This window comes from Paraburkholderia sp. (assembly GCF_035656215.1).
Classification (GTDB): Bacteria; Pseudomonadota; Gammaproteobacteria; order Burkholderiales; family Burkholderiaceae; genus Paraburkholderia.
Genome location: NZ_DASRSY010000162.1, coordinates 26,786 through 48,101 on the forward strand (window position 1 = coordinate 26,786; position 21,316 = coordinate 48,101).

Sequence of the window (21,316 nt, forward strand, 5' to 3'; positions counted from 1 at the left end):
CTCACCCCAAAGCCAAACTCAACGACGCATCACCTTTTCCGAAGGCGTCAGCGCTTCGATATAAGCCGGGCGGCTGAAAATGCGCTCGGCGTACTTCATCAGCGGTGCAGCGTTCTTCGACAGCTCGATGCCGTAGTGATCCAGACGCCACAGCAGCGGCGCGATCGCGACGTCCAGCATCGAGAACTCTTCGCCGAGCATGTACTTGTTCTTCAGGAAGATCGGTGCGAGCTGCGTCAGACGATCGCGGATGGCAAGACGTGCCTTCTCGTGATTCTTCTCAGCGGCCTTACCCTTTTCGTTTTCGAGCGTGCCGACGTGAACGAACAGTTCCTTTTCGAAGTTGAGCAGGAACAGGCGGGCGCGAGCGCGCTGAACCGGATCGGCCGGCATCAGTTGCGGGTGCGGGAAGCGCTCGTCGATATACTCGTTGATGATGTTCGATTCGTACAGAATCAGGTCCCGTTCGACGAGAATCGGCACTTGACCGTACGGATTCATCACAGCGATGTCTTCCGGCTTGTTAAACAGATCGACGTCGCGGATCTCGAAGTCCATGCCCTTTTCGAACAACACCAGCCGGCAGCGCTGGGAGAACGGGCAAGTTGTGCCGGAATACAGAACCATCATGTTTACGTTTCCTCAAAAAGCTGAAAGGCCAGCGCGCGGAAAACCCGTACCGCAGGTTTTTCCTGGCGCCGGCCCCACGCCGGTGACAGCGTGATTATTTGATATCTTTCCAGTACGCGGCGTTCAATCGCCAGGCGAAAAAGCTCAGGACCCCGAGGAACAGCAGCACCCACACGCCAAGCTGTTTGCGGGTTTTCTGCGTCGGTTCGGACATCCATGACAGGTACGACACGAGGTCGGCCACAGCAGAATCATAATCTACCGGCGACATTGTCCCCGGCGTGACCTGTTGGAAGCCGACAAACTTATGCACCGTTTCGCCCGTTTTCTCGTCGACTTCGTCACCGAACTTCGCGGTACGTTGTCCCTGAAGCTGCCACAGCACGTGAGGCATGCTCACGTTCTCATACACCAGATTGTTCCAGCCGGTCGGCCGCGTATTGTCGCGATAGAAGCTGCGCAGATACGTGTACAGCCAATCCTTGCTGCGCGCCCGCGCTTCCACCGACAAATCCGGCGGACTCGCGCCGAACCACGCTTTCGCGTCGTCCGGGCGCATCGCCACGGTCATGGTGTTGCCGACTTTATCCGTGGTGAACAGCAGGTTCGACTGAATTTCGGTCGGCGTTATGCCGAGGTCGGTCAGCCGGCTGTAGCGCATCAGGTTCGCGCTGTGACAATTCAGGCAATAGTTTACAAATAATTGGGCGCCGTGCTGCAACGAAGCAAAATTCTCCGCGTTATCGGGCGCGCGGTCGAGAGGGAAATTCTCGTCCGCGTGCGCCGGTCCTGCCAGCACCGCGAGCAGTGTCGCGCCGATCAGCGCGCACGTCGAAAGCAGTTTTTTCATCTTCGTGTTCTCCTGGCTCGCGATTAGTGGGGCTTGAACCGCACCCGCTCGGGCGGCTGCTTGAACGTGCCAAGCTTCGTCCAGACGGGCATACCGAGGAAAAACGCGAAGTAGATCAGCGCGCACACCTGTGCAATCAACGTGGAGGCAGACGACGGCGGTTTGGTGCCGAGGAAGCCCAACGTCAGGAAAGCGAGCACGAAGATCCCGTAGAACACCTTGTGAAAAAACGGCCGGTAACGGATCGACTTCACGGGCGAGCGGTCGAGCCACGGCAGGAAAAACAGCGAGATCACCGCGCCGCCCATCACCACCACGCCCCAGAACTTCGATTCGGTGAACGCCATGGCCAGAACCACCAGCACCGCGAGCACCGGCAAACCGAGCTTCCACTTGCCGCGTGCGCGCACCAGCGCGAACAGACCGAGCAATGCGATGATGATCATCAACACGATCTTGAACGGATCGGTGGTGGCGCGCAGCATCGCATAGAAGGCGGTGAAGTACCACACCGGCGCAATTTCCTGCGGGGTTTGCAACGGATTGGCGGGAATGAAGTTATTCGCTTCGAGAAAATACCCCCCCATCTCCGGCGCGAAGAAAATGATCGCCGCGAAGATCATCAGAAACACCGACACGCCCATGAAATCGTGCACGGAGTAGTACGGATGGAACGGAATGCCGTCGAGCGGAATGCTATCCGGGCCCTTCTTCGCCTTGATCTCGATGCCGTCGGGGTTGTTCGACCCCACTTCGTGCAGTGCCACCAGGTGAGCGACCACCAACCCAATCAGCACCAGTGGAATCGCGATCACGTGAAACGCAAAAAAGCGGTTCAGCGTGACGTCCGAGACGACATAGTCGCCGCGAATCCACAGCGAGAGATCCGGCCCGATGAACGGAATCGCCGAGAACAGGTTTACGATCACCTGCGCGCCCCAGAACGACATCTGGCCCCACGGCAGCAGGTAGCCGAAGAACGCCTCAGCCATCAGGCAGAGGAAAATCGCGCAGCCGAAGATCCACACCAGTTCACGCGGTTTGCGGTACGAGCCGTACATCAGCCCGCGGAACATATGCAGATACACGACGACGAAGAACATCGACGCGCCCGTGGAGTGCATATAGCGGATCAGCCAGCCCCACGGCACCTCGCGCATGATGTACTCGACCGACGAGAACGCGAGCGTCGCGTCGGGCTTGTAGTTCATCGTGAGGAAGATGCCGGTGACAATCTGGTTGACCAGCACCAGCAGCGCGAGCGACCCGAAGAAGTACCAGAAGTTGAAGTTCTTCGGCGCGTAGTACTCGGAAACGTGCTTCTTCCAGGTGGATGTCAGAGGAAAGCGCCGGTCGATCCAGCCGACCAGCCCGGTCGTCTCTACTTCATGTTCGATCGCCATTACGCTTCTCCTTTCTCGTCCTTGCCGATCACGAGGCCGGTGGCCGACGTGAACATGTAAGGCGGGATGTCGAGGTTCTGCGGCGCAGGTTTGTTCTTGAAGACGCGGCCGGCCATGTCATAGGTCGATCCGTGGCAAGGGCAGAGGAAGCCGCCTGGCCAGTCGTCGGGAAGATTAGGCTGCGCGCCCTCCTGGAAGCGCGGCGTCGGCGTGCAGCCCAGATGGGTGCACACGGCAACGGCGACGAAAAGATTCTTGTGATCGGTGCGCGAACGGAATTCGTTGTTGCAGTACTCCGGCAACGGCATCGAAAAAGGATTCTTGGTGTGAGGATCCGCTACTTCGTTATCGGCTTTCTGGACATCGGCGAGCATCCTGTCAGTGCGGTTGATGATCCACACCGGCTTACCACGCCAGGCAACGGTCTTCATGTCGCCAGGCTTGAGATCACTGATATCGACTTCGACCGGGGCGCCTGCCGCCTTGGCCTTTTCAGATGGTGCAAACGAACTAACAAAGGGTACGACAGTGGCAACGCCTCCTATGCCACCTGCTACGGTCGTCGCTATCAGCCAGGTACGGCGGCCGCCGTCGACGCGTTCATCTTCCTTGTCTCGCATTACACGCCCCACTTCTGAGTTGGATTTTTCCTTCACGTCCCTTCTACCGCCGCTAGTTTGCGCGAATGGAGTCGGCATTTACAAGGCCCCATTGCCAAAAACCGTGCGAAGCCCTTGATAAGTCAGGGTTTCTCCGTACGGATCGCAAACTTTTTTGCACCTCCTTTTAAGCGCCCTCTACGTTATTCGTGCCTTTTCCTTATCTAATGCCGAATTTCAATTCAAACGGGATTCGGGATATCGATAAACAGGTGCTCGATATCGAACTGCTCGGACAGATGCTTGCCCACCGCCTGCACGCCGAAACGTTCGGTGGCGTGATGGCCGGCCGCGAGGAATGCGACGCCGCTTTCCGCCGACGTGTGCATCACCGATTCCGACACTTCACCGGTGAGGTAGACGTCAGCGCCGGCATTGATCGCAGCCTCGAACATGCCTTGCGCAGCGCCCGTGCACCAGCCCACGCGGCGCAGTTCGCGATCCGGGTCGCCGAATACAAGCGGCGTGCGGCCGAGCGTCTGTTCGACTTGCGCGGTGAAGTGCGCGAGCGTGATCGGCATCGGAAACGTGGCGAGCCAGCCGAGATCGTTCTCGCCGAAGCGCGCGTCGCTGATCCAGCCCATCTTCGCGCCGATCTGCGCGTTATTGCCGAACTCGGGGTGGTCGTCGAGCGGCAGGTGATAGGCGAACAGGTTCAGGTCGTTGGCGATCAGCAGCTTCAGCCGCGCGTGTTTGCGCCCGGTGATCTGCGGCGCCTCGTTGCGCCAGAAGTAGCCGTGATGGACCAGCACCGCATCCGCGCCCCAGTCGAGCGCGGCCTCGAGGAAAGCCACTGAAGCCGTCACACCGGTCGCGAGCTTATTGATCCGGCGGCGGCCCTCCACCTGCAATCCATTGGGGCAATAGTCCTTGAAGCGCGCGGTTTCAAGAACATTGTTCAAGTACAATTCAAGTTCGATCCGATCCATATAAACCTCTAGTCTTCAGATGCTTAGACGCTTTTGGCTGTTCTTTGCCCAAGCGGTGACCGTGCTGTTGGCGCTGATGTTCATCATTGCGACCCTCAAACCGCAGTGGCTCCAGCGTCAAGGGCAATTCGGCAAGCAACTTGCCGAACCGATCGTCGCCCTTCGGGAAGTGGCGCCAGGCATCGGCACCGGCCCTGCACAGGCGTCCTATGCAGACGCCGCGCAAAAAGCCATGCCCGCGGTCGTCAATGTGTTCTCCAGCAAGGATGGCTCACTGCCACCCGATCCGCGCGCGAAAGACCCGCTGTTCCGCTACTTCTTCGGCGACAAGAACAAAGGCAAGCAGCAGGAACAACCCGCCTCGAATCTCGGCTCAGGTGTGATCGTGAGTTCGGAAGGTTACATTCTAACGAACCAGCACGTCGTGGACGGCGCCGATCAGATCGAAATCGCGCTCGCCGACGGCCGCACCACCAATGCCAAGGTGATCGGCGTCGATCCTGAGACCGATCTGGCCGTGCTGAAGGTCAACATGACCAACCTGCCCACCATCACGCTCGGCCGTATGGACCAAACGCGCGTGGGCGACGTGGTGCTGGCGATCGGCAATCCGTTCGGTGTCGGCCAGACGGTGACCATGGGTATTGTCAGTGCGCTCGGGCGCAATCACCTCGGCATCAATACCTTCGAAAACTTCATTCAGACCGACGCGGCGATCAATCCGGGTAATTCGGGCGGCGCTCTGGTCGACGTGAACGGCAACCTGCTCGGCATCAATACCGCCATCTATTCGCGCTCAGGCGGCTCGCTCGGCATCGGCTTCGCGATTCCTGTCTCGACCGCGCGCAGCGTGCTGGAGAGCATCATCACAACGGGCTCAGTCACGCGCGGCTGGATCGGCGTGGAGCCGCAGGACGTGACGCCGGAGATCGCCGAATCGTTTGGGCTCGAGCAGAAGTCGGGGGCGATCGTCGCGGGCGTGCTGAAGAACGGGCCGGCCGACCGGGCGGGCATCAAACCGGGCGACATCCTGGTGAGCGTGAACGGTCAGGAGATCACCGACACCACGCGTCTGTTGAACGTCATCGCGCAGATCAAGCCGGGCACGGCAGCGAAGGTTCACCTGGTGCGCAAGAGCCGCGAGATGGATCTTGACGTGACCATCGGCAAACGCCCGCCTCCGCCGAAGCAACCGGCGGAAGACAACAACGGCGGTGGCGATCAGCAGGACGACGACGGCGGTTGAGAACGAAGCGGTGGCCAACAGCACGGCGCCGGTTGATTGAATACACAGCAACAGTAGCGGGCGACGCTAGCCGAAGCAGCAGGTAAGACGGACACCGTTGGCTTGAGCAGCCAGCGACGTGGCAAGCCCAAACACCCCCGCCGCCGCAAAAACAAAAAGGGCATTCCTCAATGGACTGCCCTTTTTGCTGCGCCCGGCCTTCCGGCCAGCGCGACTAGCGCCCGAGGCGCATTACATCAATTCGGCGGACTCGCATCTTCAACAACCGCCGGCTGCTTGCCGACAATCAACCGCGCCGCGATGATGCCCGCCTCGTACAGCACGATCAGCGGAATCGCCAGAATCAGCTGCGAGAACACGTCCGGCGGCGTCACCACCGCTGAAATCACGAACGCGCCCACGATCACATAGGGACGGATTTCCTTGAGCTTCTTGATGGTCAGCACGTTCATGCGGACCAGTAGCACCACGACAATCGGCACTTCGAACGTCACGCCGAACGCGAGGAACATGGTGAGCACGAAGCTCAGGTAATTGTCGATATCGGTGGTCATCTCCGCGCCGAGCGGCGCGTTGTAGTGCGCCATGACACGAAAGATGGTGGGAAACACCACAAAGTACGCGAACGCCATGCCGCACAGGAACAGCGTGTAGCTGCTGCCCACCAGCGGCCCGACCAGCCTCTTCTCATGCTGATACAGGCCCGGCGCGACGAACGCCCAGATCTGGTACAGCACGATCGGCAACGCGATCACGAAGGCGACCAGCATGGTCACCTTCATCGGCACGAAGAACGAGCCGGTCACGTCCGTGACGATCATCTTGCCGTCCTTCGGCAGATTCTGCATCAAGGGCCGCGCCAGCAGCCGGAAGATGTCCGGCGCCCAATACACGAGCCCGACAAACACCACGATGACGGCCAGGCCGGCGCGGATGATACGGTCGCGCAATTCAACGAGGTGGGAAATGAAGGTCTCTTCAGTGCCTTCGTCCTGGGTTTGCTGGGGGTCGCTCACACCGGCCCTCGGTTAGAGATTGTCGTTCTGATCATCAGAAGAACCGCGTCTGACGACGCATGGTGGCCGGCGTATGCCGTGCCACGCGCGCAGCGCCCGACTGCACGCGCGTGCGGCGCGTGGTGGCGCGCTTGTACCAGGTGGGCATGGCTGTCTGCTTGACGCGCCAGTTCTTGCGTTTGGGGCCTGCCGGTGGCGTGCTAGGTCGCCATGGCGAATTGCCGGCATCTTCGAGCGCGCCGCCGGCAATGCTCGGCGACACCGACGTGCCGCTATTCCACGCGTCGTTCAGTTCGGATTCGTGCTTACGCAGATTGTCCTGAACGCTGGTTTCGACGTTGGTAGCGGCCGCTTCGAACTCGGTTTTCATGCGACGCAATTCGTCGAGTTCGATTTCGCGGGTGACTTCAGCCTTCACGTCGTTGATATACCGCTGCGCGCGGCCGAACAACGCGCCGGCCGTGCGGGCGACGCGAGGCAGGCGCTCAGGCCCGAGTACGACCAGCGCGACGACGCCGATCAGCGCCATCTTGGTTAGACCGAGGTCCAGCATGAAGTGGAATGTCCGTCAGTAACGCGGTTGGGCCGCGGCTTAGCGGTAATCGCCGGAACGCGGCGTCTTTTCCTTCGCATCCACATCCACGGTGCCGTTACGCGGTAGTTCGCGCTGTTGCGCTTCACCTGCGGGCGTTTCGGCTTCCTTCATACCTTCCTTGAAGCCCTTCACCGCGCCACCCAGATCAGTGCCGATATTGCGCAGCTTCTTCGTGCCGAACACGAGCGCCACGATCAGCAACACGATCAGCCAATGCCAAATGCTCAACGAACCCATGACTACTCTCCTTAACCCCGACACCGCATCTTGATGCGGCAGAACTCGTGCGCCTTGCGGCGTGAATCGAAGCGCGTACGCTCCATCTATACGTTGCCGCGAGCTGTTCCGATGCAACCCACGACACGGCGTGCCATTGTGACCCGACGATCGCGTCGGCGTCATTACAGTGCAGCAAAAACATCGGCCGCGCTATTGTCGACCGCCAAAACTCGCCGCCGCGCCTCACGGCTCACGGCTCACGGTTATCTGTCAGCCCATTCGCTGCCATGGGCGCGGCCCTGCGAGGATGTGCGCGTGCAGGTGATACACCTCTTGCCCACCACCCGGACCGGTATTGATTACCGTGCGAAAACCGGTTTCACCACCGGTGTACGCTACGCCCAACTGGTCGGCCAGACGCGCCACCAACACAAGCATTCTACCAAGCAGCGGTGTATCGCTTTCCGTGCAATTCGACAGCGTGGCGATGTGTTTGCGGGGAATCACCAACACATGCGTTTCAGCTGCCGGACGGATGTCGCGGAAGGCGACAAACTCGTCGTCTTCGTGGACTTTGGTCGACGGAATCTCGCCGGCGGCGATCTTGCAGAAAAGGCAGTTCGGGTCGTGACTCATCGTATTCCTGACACAGTATGGCTAGAGCGCGAAGCGCGGCGAGGCTTGGCTCATGGTCCGCCCGGCCGCAACCGGACTCGACTCAGAACCAGGCGCGCGGATTCGCGAGCGGCTTGTTATCGTACAGATACAGCCAGCCTTTGATAATACGGTACAGCATCCAGAGGCTGACGGCCCACAAAACCGGAATACCGATCACCACGAACAGCAGCACGCCACCGATCGCATACCCCAGCAAGGCCATCCAGAACGAGCGGATCTGCCACTCGAAGTGCGCTTCGTAAGGCGTGCCCACCACATCGGGCCGCTTCACATAGTTGATGATGATTGCGATCAGAATCGTCAGGCCACCCGTCAGCCAGTGGACCGCGTACAGCCCGTACAGCACATGCGTCAGCGTGCGCAGACTGCGTTCGCGCTCCGGCTCGATCGCGTTGCGGTAAACCGGCGGCGGATAATTTCCTTGCGACTGTTCCATGCTTGCGTCCTCCCGAGGATGCGATCCTATGCGTTCAGTGCAATGTGGGTGCCGACGTTCGCCACTTCAAGACAGGGCGGACAAATCCAGACAATCAGTCGCCGTTCTGCTCGCGCTCGCGGCTCTTGCGCAGCGCCTTTTCCTCGATGCCCGACAGGCCTTCACGGCGCTCGAGTTCGGCGAGCACATCAGCCGGGCTCAGGTCGAAATGCGACAGCATCACGAGGCAGTGAAACCACAGGTCCGCCACTTCGCCGACCAGCGCGGTCGGCGCACCGCCCTGACGCACGTCTTTGGCGGCCAGCACGACTTCGGTGGCCTCTTCGCCGATCTTCTTGAGAACCGCGTCATCGCCCTTGTGGAACAGGCGCGACACATACGAGACGTCCGGATCGCCCCCCTTGCGGCTGTCGATGATGGCCGCGAGGCGCAGCAGCGTGTCGTTGATGGACGAAGAGGGTTCCGTGGATTGAGTGGATTGCGTCATTTGTAGATGTGTTCGGGGTCTTTCAACACGGGTTCGACGGCGACCCAGCCGCCATCTTCAACCGTGCCTTCGAATTTCTGGAAAAAACACGAGTGACGGCCGGTGTGGCAAGCAATGCCCGACACCTGCTCGACTTTCAGCAACACGACGTCTTCGTCGCAATCGAGCCGTACCTCATGCACATGCTGCACGTGGCCGGACTCTTCACCCTTGAACCACAAGCGCTGGCGCGAGCGCGAAAAGTACACCGCGCGGCCGGTTTCGACGGTTTTCGTCAGGGCTTCGCGGTTCATCCACGCGAACATCAGCACGTCGTTGGTCGACGCTTCCTGCGCGATCACCGGCACGAGGCCGTTCGCGTCCCACCTGACCTTGTCGAGCCATTCTGCTACCGAAGGATTCACCACGTCACAACCTCACCGAAATACCTTGATCGGCCATGAAGCGCTTGGCCTCGCCCACGGTGTGTTCGCCGTAGTGGAAGATGCTGGCGGCCAGCACTGCGTCCGCGTGGCCGCTCTTGATGCCGTCGGCCAGATGCTGCAGCGAGCCGACGCCGCCCGAGGCGATCACCGGAATCGACACCGCATCGGACACCGCGCGCGTGAGCGCCAGATCGAAGCCGCTCTTGGTGCCGTCGCGGTCCATGCTGGTCAGCAGGATTTCGCCCGCGCCCAGTTCGGCCATCTTGCGCGCCCATTCGACGGCTTCGAGGCCGGTGGCCTTACGACCGCCATGCGTGAAAACTTCCCAGCGCGGCGGTTCACCATCCGCGGACACGCGCTTCGCGTCGATGGCGACGACGATGCATTGCGAGCCGTATTTGTCCGTCGCGTCGCGCACGAGTTGCGGATTCGCGACCGCCGACGAGTTCATGCTGATCTTGTCCGCGCCCGCGTTGAGCAGCCGCCGCACGTCTTCGACGGCGCGCACGCCGCCGCCGACCGTCAGCGGAATGAACACCTGAGACGCGACCGCTTCGATGATCGGCAGGATCAGATCGCGCTGGTCGGAGGTCGCGGTGATGTCGAGGAAGGTCAGTTCGTCGGCGCCCTGATCGTCATAGCGGCGCGCGATTTCGACCGGGTCGCCCGCATCGCGCAGTTCGACGAAGTTGACGCCCTTGACCACGCGTCCAGCCGTGACGTCGAGACAAGGGATGATGCGTTTAGCTAGAGCCATGATCCTGCAATTCTGCCAATACCGCTGATGAAGCCGCCCGCTTGAATCTTCACGAGCGGCACAATGCCGGCGCGGCTCGCCGCGTCAGGCCGCAAGCGTGTCGAACAAGAACACCTGCGGCTTGACGCGCTTTCAGGACGCGCCGTTGCGTCCGCTTTTAAGTCCGCTGCCGCGTCGATTCTGAGTCGACCGCGACGCCTCGAGCTTGAGCCTTACGCGTCGTCCTCTTCGCGCAGCCGGTCCGCGAGGGTCTGCGCAGCCGCGAAGTCCAGATCGCCCGAGTAAATCGCCCGGCCGCAGATCACGCCTTCGATGCCTTCGCCCTCGACTTCGCACAACGACTCGATGTCCGTGAGGTTCGACAACCCGCCGCTCGCGATCACCGGAATCTTCACCGCACGCGCGAGACGCACCGTCGCTTCGATGTTAATGCCTTGCAGCATGCCGTCACGGCCGATGTCGGTGTAAATGATCGACTCGCAGCCGTAATCCTCGAACTTGCGCGCCAGATCGACCACTTCATGGCCGGTCAGCTTGCTCCAGCCGTCGGTGGCAACCTTGCCGTCTTTCGCATCCAGACCGACGATGATATGGCCGCCAAACGCGGTGCACGCATCCTGCAGAAAGCCCGGGTTCTTCACCGCAGCCGTGCCGATGATGACGTACGACAAACCGTCGTCCAGATATCGCTCGATCGTGTTCAGGTCGCGGATACCGCCGCCCAGCTGGACGGGAATCTGGCCACCGACTTCTTCGATGATCGCGCGGATCGCGTCTTCGTTTTTCGGCTTGCCGGCGAACGCGCCGTTCAGGTCGACGAGGTGCAGACGCCGGGCGCCGCGGTCGACCCAATGTCGGGCCATTGCCGCCGGTTCCTCGGAAAATATCGTCGCCTGGTCCATATCGCCCTGTTTGAGGCGTACACAGTGACCATCTTTCAGGTCGATGGCGGGAATCAGCAGCATAGCAATCGGGTGTTGTCTGGGAGGTGGTTGAAGGTCGGCGGCAGCGGCTGACAAACCAGCCCGCCACATCGCCGTTTCGCTAGTTTAGTACAACTCTTTCGACGCCTTTGCGGAGCGCCGTATTGGGGTGAATCCGTCTTGCTGCGGTCATGATGCACGGCCGACGCCCCGCTTGTGGCGGAACGGCGCACGGCAACAGGATGAAGAAAGGCGCTCACGGGTTCCAGTGCACGAAGTTGCGATAGACGCGCAGCCCCGCTTCGGCGCTCTTTTCCGGGTGGAATTGGGTCGCGAAGATGTTATCCCGCGCCACCGCCGAGGTAAAGGGCACACCGTACACCGTTTCGCCCGACGTATGGGCGGTGTTGTCCGGCACGACGTAATAGCTATGCACAAAGTAGAAGAAGGCGTTGTCCGCGACACCGTCCCACAGCGGATGCGGCTGGGCCTGACGCACGCGGTTCCAGCCCATTTGCGGGACTTTGAAGCGCGAGCCGTCGTCCTGCACCTGACCCGCCAGGTCGAAACGCAGCACTTTGCCGGGCAACAGACCCAGGCCGGGCGTATTGCCCTCGGCGCTCCAGTCGAACAGCATCTGCTCGCCAACGCACACGCCCATCAGCGGCTTGGAGCGCGACGCTTCAATGACCGCTTCCTGCAGGCCGGACTCGGCCAGACTGCGCATGCAGTCGGGCATCGCGCCCTGGCCGGGCAGCACCACGCGATCGGCCGAGCGGATCGCTTCGGGCTGGTCGACGATCGCTACGTCCGCCTCCGGCACGGCATGGCGCAATGCCTGAGCAACCGAGCGGAGGTTGCCCATTCCGTAATCCACAATCGCTATCGAAGTTTTCATTTCAAGTTAGGCAGCAATGCCTTCAATCCATCGACGATGAATTCCACCGCCAGCGCCGATAACATCAAACCCATGAGCCGCGTGCCGATATTGATACCCGTGCGACCTACCCAGCGGGCAATCGGTTCAGCGAGTCGCAGCGAAAAAAAGCAGATCGCCGCCAGCACCGCGCCGATCGCGACGAGGCTCAGCCGGTCGTACCAGTGCGTCGAGCCGGCCGCGTAGATGATCGTGGTGCTGATCGCGCCCGGACCGGTCAACAGCGGAATCGCGAGCGGCACGACCGCGATGTTGTCCTTCTGCTCGGCTTCATGGCGCTCTTCCGGCGTCGAACGGCTGTTACCGATTTGCGCGTTCAGCATGTTGATCGCCATCAGCAGCATGATGATCCCGCCGCCCACTTCGAGCGATCCGACCGAAATGCCGAAGAAGCTGATGATCTGCTGTCCGAGCAGCGTGGTCACCGCGATTACGCAGAACACCGAAATCGCCGCGATACGGATGGTTCTGCGGCGCTCCACATCGCTCTGAAGCGCAGTCAGGCTCATGAAGAACGGGATGGCGCCGACCGGGTTGATCAGCGCCAGCAGCGAAATAAACGACTTCAGAATGTCCATCGCACACCGGGCACGCGCAAGCGGCCGGTCCTGGTTCTAATTCCGCTCAATGAGCCGGTAAATGAGCGCTTAAAGGCTGCCCTTGGTCGACGGAATCTGCCCCGCCGCGCGTTCGTCCAGTTCGACGGCCATGCGCAACGCACGCCCGAACGCTTTGAACACCGTTTCCATCTGATGATGGGCGTTCAGGCCGCGCAGGTTGTCGATATGCAGTGTGACGCCGGCGTGGTTCACGAAGCCGCGGAAAAATTCGATGGAGAGATCGACGTCGAACGTGCCGATGCGCGCGCGCGTGAACGGCACATGGAATTCGAGGCCCGGACGGCCGGAAAAATCGATCACGACGCGCGACAGCGCCTCGTCGAGCGGGACGTAAGAATGACCGTAGCGGCGGATGCCCTTGCGGTCGCCGATCGCCTTCGCGACGGCCTGGCCGAGCGTGATACCGGTGTCTTCGACCGTGTGATGGTCGTCGATATGCAGGTCGCCATGCGCTTCGATGTCGAGGTCGAACAGTCCGTGCCGTGCGATCTGGTCGAGCATGTGATCAAGAAACGGCACACCGGTGGCCAGCTTCTGCTGACCGGTGCCGTCCAGATTGATCTTCACACGGATCTGCGTTTCGCTTGTGTTGCGAACGACTTCCGCAATGCGCATGGTAATTCCTCGAATCTAGCTAGAAAGCGATAGTAGTGTGGGATAGGAACACGGCAGGCCGCGCGCGCTTGTCCGCTGGGCGGAAAAGCGCTCACGCGGCCATTCGGCGCGCCGTTCAGTGCAGCACGAGTTTCAGTCCGGCGATCAATTGGGCGTTTTCTTCGGGCGAACCGACCGTCAAACGCACGCAATTGGCCAGCAATGGGTGCATTTTACTCACGTTTTTGATCAAAACCCGTGCTGCCAGCAGCGTTTCGAACATAACGGATGCATCCGGCACCCTCACCAGCAGGAAGTTGCCGGCGCTCGGGAACACTTCGGCGCCCGGCAATTGGGCCACCGCATGCGCGAGTTTCGTGCGTTCCTCGCGCAATTGCGCGGCCTGGGCGTCGAGCACGTCGACGTGGTCGAGCAGGAAATCGGCGGCGGCTTGCGTCAGCACGTTGGTGTTGTAGGGCGGCCGCACTTTGTCGAATTCGGTGAGCCAGGCGGGCTTACCGACGAGATAACCCAGGCGGATGCCGGCCAGACCGAGCTTGGACACGGTACGCATTACAACGACGTTGTCGAACGCATCGGCGCGCGGGAGCCAGCTTTGCTGGGCAAACGGCTGGTACGCTTCGTCGATCACCACGAGGCTTTGATTCGCCGCGGCGATGATGCGCTCCATGTCCGCGTCGTCGTACAGCGTGCCGGTCGGGTTGTTCGGATAGGCCAGATAGACGATCGCCGGTTCATGCTCGGCAATCGCCGCCAGCATCGCTTCGGTGTCGAGCGTGAAATCGGGCTTCAGCGGCACGCCGATGAATTCCAGATTCGCCAGCTGCGCCGACATCTGATACATCACGAAACCCGGCACCGGCGCGAGCACCTTGGCACCGGGCTTCGCGCACGCCACCGACACCATGCTGATGATCTCATCCGAGCCGTTGCCGAGCAGCACGTCGCAACCCCTCGGCACACTCATCACGCGCTTGATCTTTTCGATCAGCGCTTCCGGACGCGGCGCGGGGTAGCGGTTTAGCGCGACGCCGGCCAGATGCTCGCCCAGATGCGCGGCGAGCACCGGCGGCAATGGAAACGGATTTTCCATCGCGTCGAGCTTGATATAGCCCGTAGCGTCCGGAACCGGATAGCTCGTCATCGCGAGCACGTCGCGGCGAATGATGTCTTGAGGTGTCGTCATAAGTCAGCGGACCGGGCCGCAAGGGAGAATCCGGCCTGGCATCGGCGGCACGCCGGCCGCTCCAGGTTGGTCTGTATTGTCGTTATTTAACGGGGAAACGCGTGAAATCCGTCGGTGAGGTTCGCGGGCACCGGTTCGATGCCCGCTTGCGTCATCATCGGTTCGCCGCATTCAGGCGCTTGTGCCTCACCTTCAGCCGGTCTGACGCATCCGGTACTCGGCGCTGCGGGCGTGCGCCTGCAGGCCTTCGCCGTAGGCGAGTTCGGCAGCGATCTCGCCGAGCGTCTGCGCGCCGTCCGCACTGACTTCGATCACGCTCGAACGCTTGAAGAAATCATAGACGCCCAAAGGTGACGAGAACCGTGCGGTACGAGACGTAGGCAGCACGTGGTTCGGCCCCGCGCAGTAGTCGCCGAGGCTTTCACTGGTGTAGCGGCCGAGGAAGATCGCACCGGCATGGCGGATCAGTTGGCCCCATTGATGCGGCTCCAGCGCGGAGATTTCGAGGTGTTCCGGCGCGATGTCGTTAGCGATCGCGCAGGCTTCAGCCATATCGCGCACCTTGATCAGTGCACCGCGCCCTTCTAGCGACGCGCGGATCACGTCCTGACGTGGCATGGTCGGCAGCAGTTCGTTGATCGCGTCGCGCACGCGGGCGATAAATGCGTCGTCCGGGCACAGCAGGATGGATTGCGCGAGTTCGTCGTGCTCGGCTTGCGAGAACAGGTCCATCGCGATCCAGCGCGGGTCCGTCGTGCCGTCGCATAGCACGAGAATTTCCGACGGCCCGGCGATCATGTCGATCCCAACGGTGCCGAACACGCGGCGCTTGGCCGACGCGACATAGGCGTTGCCCGGGCCGCAGATCTTGTCGACTGCGGGCACCGTTTCCGTGCCATAGGCCAATGCGCCCACCGCCTGCGCACCGCCGATCGTGAATACGCGATCCACGCCGCCCAGCAATGCAGCCGCCAGCACCAGCGGATTCTTCACGCCATCCGGCGTGGGCACGACCATGACGATTTCGCGCACACCCGCCACGCGCGCCGGAATCGCGTTCATCAGCACCGACGACGGATACGCCGCCTTGCCGCCCGGCACATAAATACCCGCGCGATCGAGCGGCGTGACCTTCTGGCCGAGCACGGTGCCGTCGGCTTCCGTGTACTGCCAGCTATGGCTGCCGCACTCAATCTTCTGCTTCTCGTGATAACCGCGCACGCGCGCCGCCGCTGCTTCGAGCGCCGCACGGCGCTTCGGCTCCAGGCCTTCGAGCGCCGCTTCGAGTTCGGACATCGGCAACTCGAGCGCCACGACGCTCTTCGCCTCGACACGGTCGAAGCGGCTCGTGTACTCGAGCACCGCAGCGTCGCCGCGTGCCTTCACGTCGTTCAGAATCTGCGCGACCGAGCGCTCGATTGCTTCGTCTTCGCTCGCCTCGAACGCGAGCACCGCGTGCAGCGACTTTTGAAAGTCGGGTGCGCTGGAATCGAGTTTGCGAATCTTGATAGACATATGGGTATCCGTTTCGGTAAGGCGCGCGTTAAAAGTTTGACCACGCGCGTGGTCAAACTATTCAGGCTGCCGCAGTGCCGGCCTTCGACGCGCGTTCGAACGCATCGAGAATCGGCCGCAGCGCGGCACGCTTGAGCTTCAGCGCCGCCTGGTTCACCACGAGACGCGACGAAATCTGCATGATCTCCTCCACCTCGACAAGATTGTTGGCGCGCAGGGTATTGCCCGAACTCACCAGATCGACGATCGCGTCGGCGAGGCCAACCAGCGGCGCCAGTTCCATCGAACCGTACAGCTTGATCAGATCGACGTGCACGCCCTTGGCGGCGAAATGCTCACGTGCGGTTTCAACGTACTTGGTCGCCACGCGCAGGCGTGCGCCTTGGCGCACCGCATTCGCATAGTCGAAACCGGCCGCCACCGCGACCGACATCCGGCAACGCGCGATATTCAGGTCGACCGGTTGATACAGCCCGCTGCCGCCGTGCTCGAGCAGCACGTCCTTGCCTGCCACGCCGAAGTCGGCTGCACCGTATTCGACGTAGGTCGGCACGTCCGTGGCGCGCACGATGATCACGCGCACGTTCGCGTCCGTAGTGGGCAGAATCAGCTTGCGCGAAGTTTCCGGATCTTCGGCGACTTCAATGCCGGCCGCGGCGAGCAGCGGCAACGTCTCTTCGAAGATACGCCCTTTCGACAATGCCAGCGTAAGCGGTGCGCTCACAGCCGGCGAAGACGCCGTTTGCGGCATCGAGCTCATGCCTGGCTCCCGGCGATGCGGCGCACCTTGGCGCCGATGGCGTTGAGCTTCGTCTCCATCCGGTCGTAACCACGATCCAGGTGATAGATACGGTCGATCAGCGTTTCGCCTTCGGCACGCAACGCGGCAATCACGAGGCTCGCCGAAGCACGCAGATCGGTCGCCATCACCTTCGCGCCGGACAGCTTCTCAACGCCGGTCACGAGCGCGGTGTTGCCGTCGATCGTGATGTTCGCGCCGAGGCGGTTCAATTCCTGCACGTGCATGAAGCGGTTCTCGAAGATCGTCTCGACGGCTTGCGAGGTGCCATCCGCGATAGTATTGAGCGCCATGAACTGCGCCTGCATGTCGGTCGGGAACGCCGGGTATTCGGACGTGCGGAAGCTGACCGCGCTCGGACGTTTGTCCATACGCACGCGCATCCAGTCGTCGCCTTCGTCGACCGTGACGCCGGCTTCACGCAGCTTTTCGGTGACGGCTTCAAGGATCAGTGGACGCACCTTACGCAATGTGACATCGCCGCCCGCAGCCGCGACTGCGCACAGGAACGTGCCGGCTTCAATACGATCCGGAATCACCGTATGCTTCGCGCCATGCAGCTTGTCGACGCCCTGGATCACCAGCCGGTCCGTGCCGATACCTTCGATCTTTGCGCCCATCGAGACCAGCAGATGCGCGAGGTCGCCGACTTCCGGCTCACGCGCCGCGTTCTCGATAACCGTTTCGCCTTCGGCCAGCACCGCCGCCATCAGCAGGTTTTCGGTGCCCGTCACGGTAATCATGTCGGTCACGATGCGCGCGCCCTTCAGACGCGTAGCACGCGCTTCGATAAACCCGTGCTCGATTGTGATCTCGGCGCCCATGGCCTGTAGACCCTTGATGTGCTGATCCACCGGACGCGCGCCGATTGCGCAGCCGCCCGGCAGCGACACCCTGGCGTGACCGAAGCGCGCGACCAGCGGGCCGAGCACCAGGATCGACGCACGCATGGTCTTCACCATTTCGTACGGTGCGACGAGGTTATCGACCTTCGACGCATCCAGAGACACCCGCCCCGCACCGCTCTCGATGCGCACGCCCATCTGGCCGAGCAGCTTGAGCATCGTGCGCACGTCCTGCAAGTCGGGCACGTTTTCCAGATCGACCGGTTCCGCGCTGAGCAGACTCGCGCACAGAATCGGCAACGCCGCGTTCTTCGCACCTGAGACGACGACTTCACCCGACAGCGGGTAGCCACCTTCAATGACGAGTTTATCCATGCCTGTCAGTTCCTGATTGACCCGGGCTTCAGCCGGGTCTGCTTTGACTGTGTGCGACGCGCCACTACCGGCGTCGCGCCTTTCTTGAGTAATTCGCACTAAATTTCCAGATTACGCGTTCTGCCATTCGGCGGGCGTCAGCGTTTTCATGCTGAGCGCGTGGATTTCTTCGCGCATGCGGTCGCCGAGCGCCGCATACACGAGTTGATGGCGCTGGATCAGGCGCTTGCCTTCGAAACTTGGCGAAACGATCGTCGCAAAGAAATGCTGACCGTCGCCCTCGACTTCGAGATGCTGGCAAGCGAGTCCAGCCGCGATGTATTGCTTGACCTGTTCGGGAGTCGGCAACATGAGAGAAGCTCCTGATCAGTGGCGCAGTTTGTAGCCGGAGGCGAGCATGCGCATCGCCACCACGGCCAGCACCACAAAGAAACCGGCAACGATCGCGAGGCTCACGAGCGGATTAATATCCGACATCCCGAAGAAACCGTAGCGAAAGCCGTCGATCATGTAGAAAAAGGGATTGAGCCGCGACACTTCGCGCCACACCGGTGGCAGCGTATGCGTCGAGTAGAACACGCCAGAGAGGAACGTGAGCGGCATAATCAGAAAGTTTTGAAATGCGGCAAGCTGATCGAATTTTTCGGCCCAGATGCCGGCGATCAAACCGAGCGTGCCGAGAATCGCCGCGCCGAAAATCGCGAACGCGATGATGTAAAGCGGCGCGCTGAAGCTGACCGGCACGAACCAGATCGTCACGATGAACACGCCGAAGCCGACCGCCAACCCGCGCGCCACGGCGGCGAGCACATACGCGCCGAACATCTCGTAGTGCGACAACGGCGGCAGCAGAACGAACACCAGGTTGCCGGTGATCTTCGACTGGATCAACGAGGACGAGCTATTCGCAAACGAGTTCTGCAACACGCTCATCATCACGAGGCCAGGAATCAGGAAGCTCGTGTACTCCACGCCCGGATAGACCTGAACGTGACCGCGCAACGCGTGGCCGAAAATCGTCAGATACAGGAGCGCGGTGATGACCGGCGCCAGCACGGTCTGGAACGACACCTTCCAGAAACGCAGGATTTCCTTGTAAAACAACGTACTGAAACCACCATAGCCGCTCATGCCAGCCCCTCGATTACTTCCGGACCGTTCATCACCTGAACGAACACATCTTCGAGGTCGGCTTTGCGGACCTCGATTTCTTCCAGTGTGCAACCCGCCGCGCGGCACTGCGCGAGAATCCGCTCGACGTCGTCGTAGCTCGCGAGCCGCAACAGGTGTTGACGGCCATTGCCGTTGCCCGCGCCGCTGTCTACTGCGAGCGGGCGCAGTTCAGTCGGCAACTCGCCTTGCGCGAAGCGCAGGAATAGTTGCATACCAGCAAAGCGCTGCAGCAGCGTGCTGGTGCGCTCGAGCGCAACGACCTCGCCGCGCCGCAACATCGCGATGCGGTCGCACAGCGATTCGGCTTCTTCCAGATAGTGCGTGGTCAGCACGATCGTGTGCCCTTCACGATTCAGGCGCGAGATGAATTTCCACAAGGTTTGACGCAACTCGACGTCGACGCCCGCGGTCGGCTCATCCAGCACGATCACCGGCGGCCGGTGCACCAGCGCCTGCGCGACCAGCACGCGGCGCTTCATGCCGCCCGACAGCGCGCGCATATTGGCGTCGGCTTTGTCGGTGAGGTCGAGATTGGCCATGATTTCGTCGATCCACGCGTCGTTGTTGCGCAGACCGTAGTAGCCGGACTGGATACGCAAGGTTTCGCGCACGGTGAAGAACGGATCGAACACGAGCTCCTGCGGCACCACGCCGAGCGCCCGGCGCGCGCCGCGGAAATCGCTGACTACGTCATGCCCACGCACCGCGATGCTGCCTTCATCGGCGCGCGCGAGACCGGCGAGGATGCTGATGAGCGTCGTCTTGCCCGCGCCGTTCGGACCGAGCAGTCCGAAGAACTCGCCTTCTTCCACCGTGAGGCTGACGCCCTTGAGCGCTTGCAAATCTTTGTAGCGCTTCTTGACGTTACGAATTTCTATGGCTGACATGACTGTGGGCCGCGTGCGTCGCGGCGCCTAAAGGAGCCCTGAGGGGGCGCAAAAGTACTGGGAGGGACGAAATTGGGGCCGGTTATATGCCCCAAAAAACATTTGATTATAGGGCAAAAATCAGCCGCCCCGACTCAGCCGGGGGGATTGGAAGTGACGCTATTAGAGCGTCAATGTCGCGCCGCGCTGCAAGCAGCATGGGACCGGGGGCGCGCTGCGTGGGACCGGAGTAAGTGCTGAAGCACTAACTCCGGATCGACATAAGCGCTAAAGCGCTAACTCCGGTCGACATAGCAGGGTATCGACGCCGTAGGCTTGTGCGAGGCTGGCGAGACCAGCCGGCAGATTGACGATCTCGAACGCGATGCCGCGTGCCTGCGCGGCACGCTCCCACGCAAGCAGGACGGCAAGCGCGGAGGAATCGAATTGCGCGAGCGGCGCGCAATCCACACCCTTCGCGCCCGCAGCGATGCGCTGCAAGCCCGCCTCGAGCGCGGCTTTCGCGCTCTCGTGGGTCAGCGTCGCGCCGCTTTCGAAGCAGCCTGCGACGACGTTCAGCACTTCGCTCACGACTGCTTGCCCGCAGCCAGTTGCTGGTTGCGCTGCGTGAGGAACTGAATCAGTCCGTCCACACCCTTCTGCTGGATCTGCTCGTTGAACTGCTGCTGATACGCCTGGATCAGCCATGCGCCGAGCACATTGATGTCATAGACGCGCCAGCCTTGCGGTGTCTTGTACAGACGGTAGTCGAGTTCGATCGGCGAGCCGTTGTTCATCACCACCGAGCGCACCACGGTGTCGGTGTCGTCCGGATTCATGCGGAACGGCTTGTACTGGATCTGCTGGTCGCGTACTTGTGCCAACGCGCCCGAGTACGTGCGGATCAGCAGCATCTTGAACTGCTCGACCACGGCGTTTTGCTGCTCCGGCGTTGCGGTGCGCCAGTTGCGGCCCATCGCCAGTTGTGTGGTACGGCGGAAATCGGTGTAGGGCAGAATCTTTTCGTTGACGAGTTGAGTAATGTGCGAAATGTCGCCTTGCTGGATCGACTTGTCGCCGCGCACCGCATCGATCACCTGCTGGGTGACCGTTTTGATCAGGCCATCCGGCG

General features: G+C 61.4%; 27 protein-coding genes. 1 reads left to right on the plus strand and 26 read right to left on the minus strand.

Going from position 1 to position 21,316, the window contains the following annotated elements; all coding sequences use genetic code 11:
- Positions 1-18: 18 nt before the first annotated feature.
- The 5 genes from VFE81_RS09470 to VFE81_RS09490 form a co-directional block, all read right to left on the minus strand.
- A complete protein-coding gene (locus VFE81_RS09470; RefSeq protein ID WP_006052302.1) occupies positions 19-630 on the minus strand; it encodes a glutathione S-transferase N-terminal domain-containing protein in 612 nt (203 codons plus the stop codon).
- Positions 631-724: 94 nt separating this feature from the next.
- The gene (locus VFE81_RS09475) at positions 725-1,480 is read right to left on the minus strand and encodes a cytochrome c1 (RefSeq protein WP_325044345.1); all 756 of its coding nucleotides are present in this window, start codon (positions 1,478-1,480) and stop codon (positions 725-727) included.
- 23 nt (positions 1,481-1,503) lie between these two features.
- Complete coding sequence (locus VFE81_RS09480) at positions 1,504-2,883, minus strand: cytochrome bc complex cytochrome b subunit (RefSeq protein WP_325044346.1); 1,380 nt, start codon at positions 2,881-2,883, stop codon at positions 1,504-1,506.
- Complete coding sequence (gene petA, locus VFE81_RS09485; protein WP_120289276.1) at positions 2,883-3,503, minus strand: ubiquinol-cytochrome c reductase iron-sulfur subunit; 621 nt, start codon at positions 3,501-3,503, stop codon at positions 2,883-2,885. Before petA ends, VFE81_RS09480 begins: the two co-directional genes overlap by 1 nt.
- A gap of 221 nt (positions 3,504-3,724) precedes the next feature.
- Positions 3,725-4,471, minus strand: a complete 747-nt coding sequence (locus tag VFE81_RS09490; protein WP_325044347.1) for a Nif3-like dinuclear metal center hexameric protein — start codon at positions 4,469-4,471, stop codon at positions 3,725-3,727.
- 19 nt (positions 4,472-4,490) lie between these two features.
- Between VFE81_RS09490 and VFE81_RS09495 the strand changes: the two genes are divergently transcribed.
- The gene (locus VFE81_RS09495) at positions 4,491-5,717 is read left to right on the plus strand and encodes a Do family serine endopeptidase (RefSeq protein ID WP_325044348.1); all 1,227 of its coding nucleotides are present in this window, start codon (positions 4,491-4,493) and stop codon (positions 5,715-5,717) included.
- A gap of 236 nt (positions 5,718-5,953) precedes the next feature.
- On the opposite strand, the gene tatC is transcribed toward VFE81_RS09495, so the two are convergent.
- From tatC to VFE81_RS09600, 21 genes are all read right to left on the minus strand, one after another.
- Positions 5,954-6,733 carry a twin-arginine translocase subunit TatC gene (gene tatC, locus VFE81_RS09500; protein WP_325044349.1) on the minus strand — a complete coding sequence of 260 codons (780 nt, stop codon included), beginning with the start codon at positions 6,731-6,733 and terminating at the stop codon, positions 5,954-5,956.
- A gap of 34 nt (positions 6,734-6,767) precedes the next feature.
- Positions 6,768-7,286 (minus strand): Sec-independent protein translocase protein TatB, encoded by a 519-nt coding sequence (gene tatB / locus VFE81_RS09505; RefSeq protein ID WP_325044350.1) that lies wholly within the window; start codon positions 7,284-7,286, stop codon positions 6,768-6,770.
- 39 nt (positions 7,287-7,325) lie between these two features.
- Positions 7,326-7,565, minus strand: a complete 240-nt coding sequence (gene tatA, locus VFE81_RS09510; protein WP_028199650.1) for a Sec-independent protein translocase subunit TatA — start codon at positions 7,563-7,565, stop codon at positions 7,326-7,328.
- 252 nt (positions 7,566-7,817) lie between these two features.
- Positions 7,818-8,183: a histidine triad nucleotide-binding protein gene (locus tag VFE81_RS09515; protein WP_325044352.1), complete on the minus strand. Its 366-nt coding sequence runs from the start codon at positions 8,181-8,183 to the stop codon at positions 7,818-7,820.
- Between the two features lie 82 nt (positions 8,184-8,265).
- Positions 8,266-8,661 (minus strand): hypothetical protein, encoded by a 396-nt coding sequence (locus VFE81_RS09520; RefSeq protein ID WP_325044353.1) that lies wholly within the window; start codon positions 8,659-8,661, stop codon positions 8,266-8,268.
- A 94-nt stretch (positions 8,662-8,755) separates the two neighbouring features.
- Positions 8,756-9,148, minus strand: coding sequence for a phosphoribosyl-ATP diphosphatase (locus VFE81_RS09525; RefSeq protein ID WP_325044354.1), 393 nt, complete (start codon positions 9,146-9,148; stop codon positions 8,756-8,758).
- On the minus strand, positions 9,145-9,555 hold the full coding sequence (gene hisI, locus VFE81_RS09530; protein WP_325044355.1) for a phosphoribosyl-AMP cyclohydrolase: 411 nt from the start codon (positions 9,553-9,555) through the stop codon (positions 9,145-9,147). The genes VFE81_RS09525 and hisI overlap by 4 nt, the downstream gene beginning before the upstream one ends.
- Before the next feature lies 1 nt (position 9,556).
- Positions 9,557-10,330, minus strand: coding sequence for an imidazole glycerol phosphate synthase subunit HisF (hisF, locus tag VFE81_RS09535; RefSeq protein ID WP_054036627.1), 774 nt, complete (start codon positions 10,328-10,330; stop codon positions 9,557-9,559).
- Between the two features lie 212 nt (positions 10,331-10,542).
- On the minus strand, positions 10,543-11,295 hold the full coding sequence (gene hisA, locus VFE81_RS09540) for a 1-(5-phosphoribosyl)-5-[(5-phosphoribosylamino)methylideneamino]imidazole-4-carboxamide isomerase (protein WP_325044356.1): 753 nt from the start codon (positions 11,293-11,295) through the stop codon (positions 10,543-10,545).
- Positions 11,296-11,509: 214 nt separating this feature from the next.
- Complete coding sequence (gene hisH, locus VFE81_RS09545) at positions 11,510-12,151, minus strand: imidazole glycerol phosphate synthase subunit HisH (protein ID WP_325044357.1); 642 nt, start codon at positions 12,149-12,151, stop codon at positions 11,510-11,512.
- Entirely contained in the window at positions 12,148-12,768 is a 621-nt protein-coding gene (locus VFE81_RS09550; RefSeq protein WP_325044358.1) for a MarC family protein, read from the minus strand. The genes hisH and VFE81_RS09550 overlap by 4 nt, the downstream gene beginning before the upstream one ends.
- 69 nt (positions 12,769-12,837) lie before the next feature.
- Positions 12,838-13,425 (minus strand): imidazoleglycerol-phosphate dehydratase HisB, encoded by a 588-nt coding sequence (gene hisB, locus VFE81_RS09555; RefSeq protein ID WP_325044359.1) that lies wholly within the window; start codon positions 13,423-13,425, stop codon positions 12,838-12,840.
- Positions 13,426-13,540: 115 nt separating this feature from the next.
- Positions 13,541-14,611 carry a histidinol-phosphate transaminase gene (hisC, locus tag VFE81_RS09560; RefSeq protein ID WP_325044360.1) on the minus strand — a complete coding sequence of 357 codons (1,071 nt, stop codon included), beginning with the start codon at positions 14,609-14,611 and terminating at the stop codon, positions 13,541-13,543.
- Between the two features lie 192 nt (positions 14,612-14,803).
- Entirely contained in the window at positions 14,804-16,126 is a 1,323-nt protein-coding gene (gene hisD, locus VFE81_RS09565) for a histidinol dehydrogenase (protein WP_325044361.1), read from the minus strand.
- 61 nt (positions 16,127-16,187) lie between these two features.
- The gene (gene hisG, locus VFE81_RS09570) at positions 16,188-16,886 is read right to left on the minus strand and encodes an ATP phosphoribosyltransferase (RefSeq protein WP_325044362.1); all 699 of its coding nucleotides are present in this window, start codon (positions 16,884-16,886) and stop codon (positions 16,188-16,190) included.
- A complete protein-coding gene (gene murA, locus VFE81_RS09575) occupies positions 16,883-18,244 on the minus strand; it encodes a UDP-N-acetylglucosamine 1-carboxyvinyltransferase (RefSeq protein WP_325044363.1) in 1,362 nt (453 codons plus the stop codon). The genes hisG and murA overlap by 4 nt, the downstream gene beginning before the upstream one ends.
- Positions 18,245-18,256: 12 nt before the next feature.
- Positions 18,257-18,496, minus strand: coding sequence for a BolA family protein (locus VFE81_RS09580; RefSeq protein WP_006052280.1), 240 nt, complete (start codon positions 18,494-18,496; stop codon positions 18,257-18,259).
- Between the two features lie 15 nt (positions 18,497-18,511).
- Positions 18,512-19,276, minus strand: coding sequence for an ABC transporter permease (locus tag VFE81_RS09585; RefSeq protein WP_325044364.1), 765 nt, complete (start codon positions 19,274-19,276; stop codon positions 18,512-18,514).
- Positions 19,273-20,205 (minus strand): ABC transporter ATP-binding protein, encoded by a 933-nt coding sequence (locus tag VFE81_RS09590; RefSeq protein WP_325044365.1) that lies wholly within the window; start codon positions 20,203-20,205, stop codon positions 19,273-19,275. Before VFE81_RS09590 ends, VFE81_RS09585 begins: the two co-directional genes overlap by 4 nt.
- A gap of 267 nt (positions 20,206-20,472) precedes the next feature.
- Complete coding sequence (locus tag VFE81_RS09595) at positions 20,473-20,775, minus strand: STAS domain-containing protein (protein WP_325044366.1); 303 nt, start codon at positions 20,773-20,775, stop codon at positions 20,473-20,475.
- On the minus strand, positions 20,772-21,316 hold a 545-nt coding region (locus VFE81_RS09600; protein ID WP_325044367.1), incomplete at its 5' end, for an ABC transporter substrate-binding protein. The genes VFE81_RS09595 and VFE81_RS09600, both read right to left, overlap by 4 nt.

Bases quoted from the DNA above. Each gene is read 5' to 3' on its own strand.
- tatB (WP_325044350.1), bottom strand. From the start codon at position 7,286: ATGCTGGACCTCGGTCTAACCAAGATGGCGCTGATCGGCGTCGTCGCG.
- VFE81_RS09580 (WP_006052280.1), bottom strand. From the start codon at position 18,496: ATGTTGCCGACTCCCGAACAGGTCAAGCAATACATCGCGGCTGGACTC.
- VFE81_RS09515 (WP_325044352.1), bottom strand. From the start codon at position 8,183: ATGAGTCACGACCCGAACTGCCTTTTCTGCAAGATCGCCGCCGGCGAG.
- hisH (WP_325044357.1), bottom strand. From the start codon at position 12,151: ATGAAAACTTCGATAGCGATTGTGGATTACGGAATGGGCAACCTCCGC.
- VFE81_RS09470 (WP_006052302.1), bottom strand. From the start codon at position 630: ATGATGGTTCTGTATTCCGGCACAACTTGCCCGTTCTCCCAGCGCTGC.
- petA (WP_120289276.1), bottom strand. From the start codon at position 3,503: ATGCGAGACAAGGAAGATGAACGCGTCGACGGCGGCCGCCGTACCTGG.
- hisD (WP_325044361.1), bottom strand. From the start codon at position 16,126: ATGTCTATCAAGATTCGCAAACTCGATTCCAGCGCACCCGACTTTCAA.
- VFE81_RS09475 (WP_325044345.1), bottom strand. From the start codon at position 1,480: ATGAAAAAACTGCTTTCGACGTGCGCGCTGATCGGCGCGACACTGCTC.
- VFE81_RS09490 (WP_325044347.1), bottom strand. From the start codon at position 4,471: ATGGATCGGATCGAACTTGAATTGTACTTGAACAATGTTCTTGAAACC.
- VFE81_RS09590 (WP_325044365.1), bottom strand. From the start codon at position 20,205: ATGTCAGCCATAGAAATTCGTAACGTCAAGAAGCGCTACAAAGATTTG.
- VFE81_RS09525 (WP_325044354.1), bottom strand. From the start codon at position 9,148: ATGACGCAATCCACTCAATCCACGGAACCCTCTTCGTCCATCAACGAC.
- VFE81_RS09585 (WP_325044364.1), bottom strand. From the start codon at position 19,276: ATGAGCGGCTATGGTGGTTTCAGTACGTTGTTTTACAAGGAAATCCTG.
- hisB (WP_325044359.1), bottom strand. From the start codon at position 13,425: ATGCGCATTGCGGAAGTCGTTCGCAACACAAGCGAAACGCAGATCCGT.
- VFE81_RS09495 (WP_325044348.1), top strand. From the start codon at position 4,491: ATGCTTAGACGCTTTTGGCTGTTCTTTGCCCAAGCGGTGACCGTGCTG.
- hisC (WP_325044360.1), bottom strand. From the start codon at position 14,611: ATGACGACACCTCAAGACATCATTCGCCGCGACGTGCTCGCGATGACG.
- VFE81_RS09520 (WP_325044353.1), bottom strand. From the start codon at position 8,661: ATGGAACAGTCGCAAGGAAATTATCCGCCGCCGGTTTACCGCAACGCG.
- VFE81_RS09480 (WP_325044346.1), bottom strand. From the start codon at position 2,883: ATGGCGATCGAACATGAAGTAGAGACGACCGGGCTGGTCGGCTGGATC.
- hisA (WP_325044356.1), bottom strand. From the start codon at position 11,295: ATGCTGCTGATTCCCGCCATCGACCTGAAAGATGGTCACTGTGTACGC.
- VFE81_RS09550 (WP_325044358.1), bottom strand. From the start codon at position 12,768: ATGGACATTCTGAAGTCGTTTATTTCGCTGCTGGCGCTGATCAACCCG.
- hisF (WP_054036627.1), bottom strand. From the start codon at position 10,330: ATGGCTCTAGCTAAACGCATCATCCCTTGTCTCGACGTCACGGCTGGA.
- tatA (WP_028199650.1), bottom strand. From the start codon at position 7,565: ATGGGTTCGTTGAGCATTTGGCATTGGCTGATCGTGTTGCTGATCGTG.
- hisG (WP_325044362.1), bottom strand. From the start codon at position 16,886: ATGAGCTCGATGCCGCAAACGGCGTCTTCGCCGGCTGTGAGCGCACCG.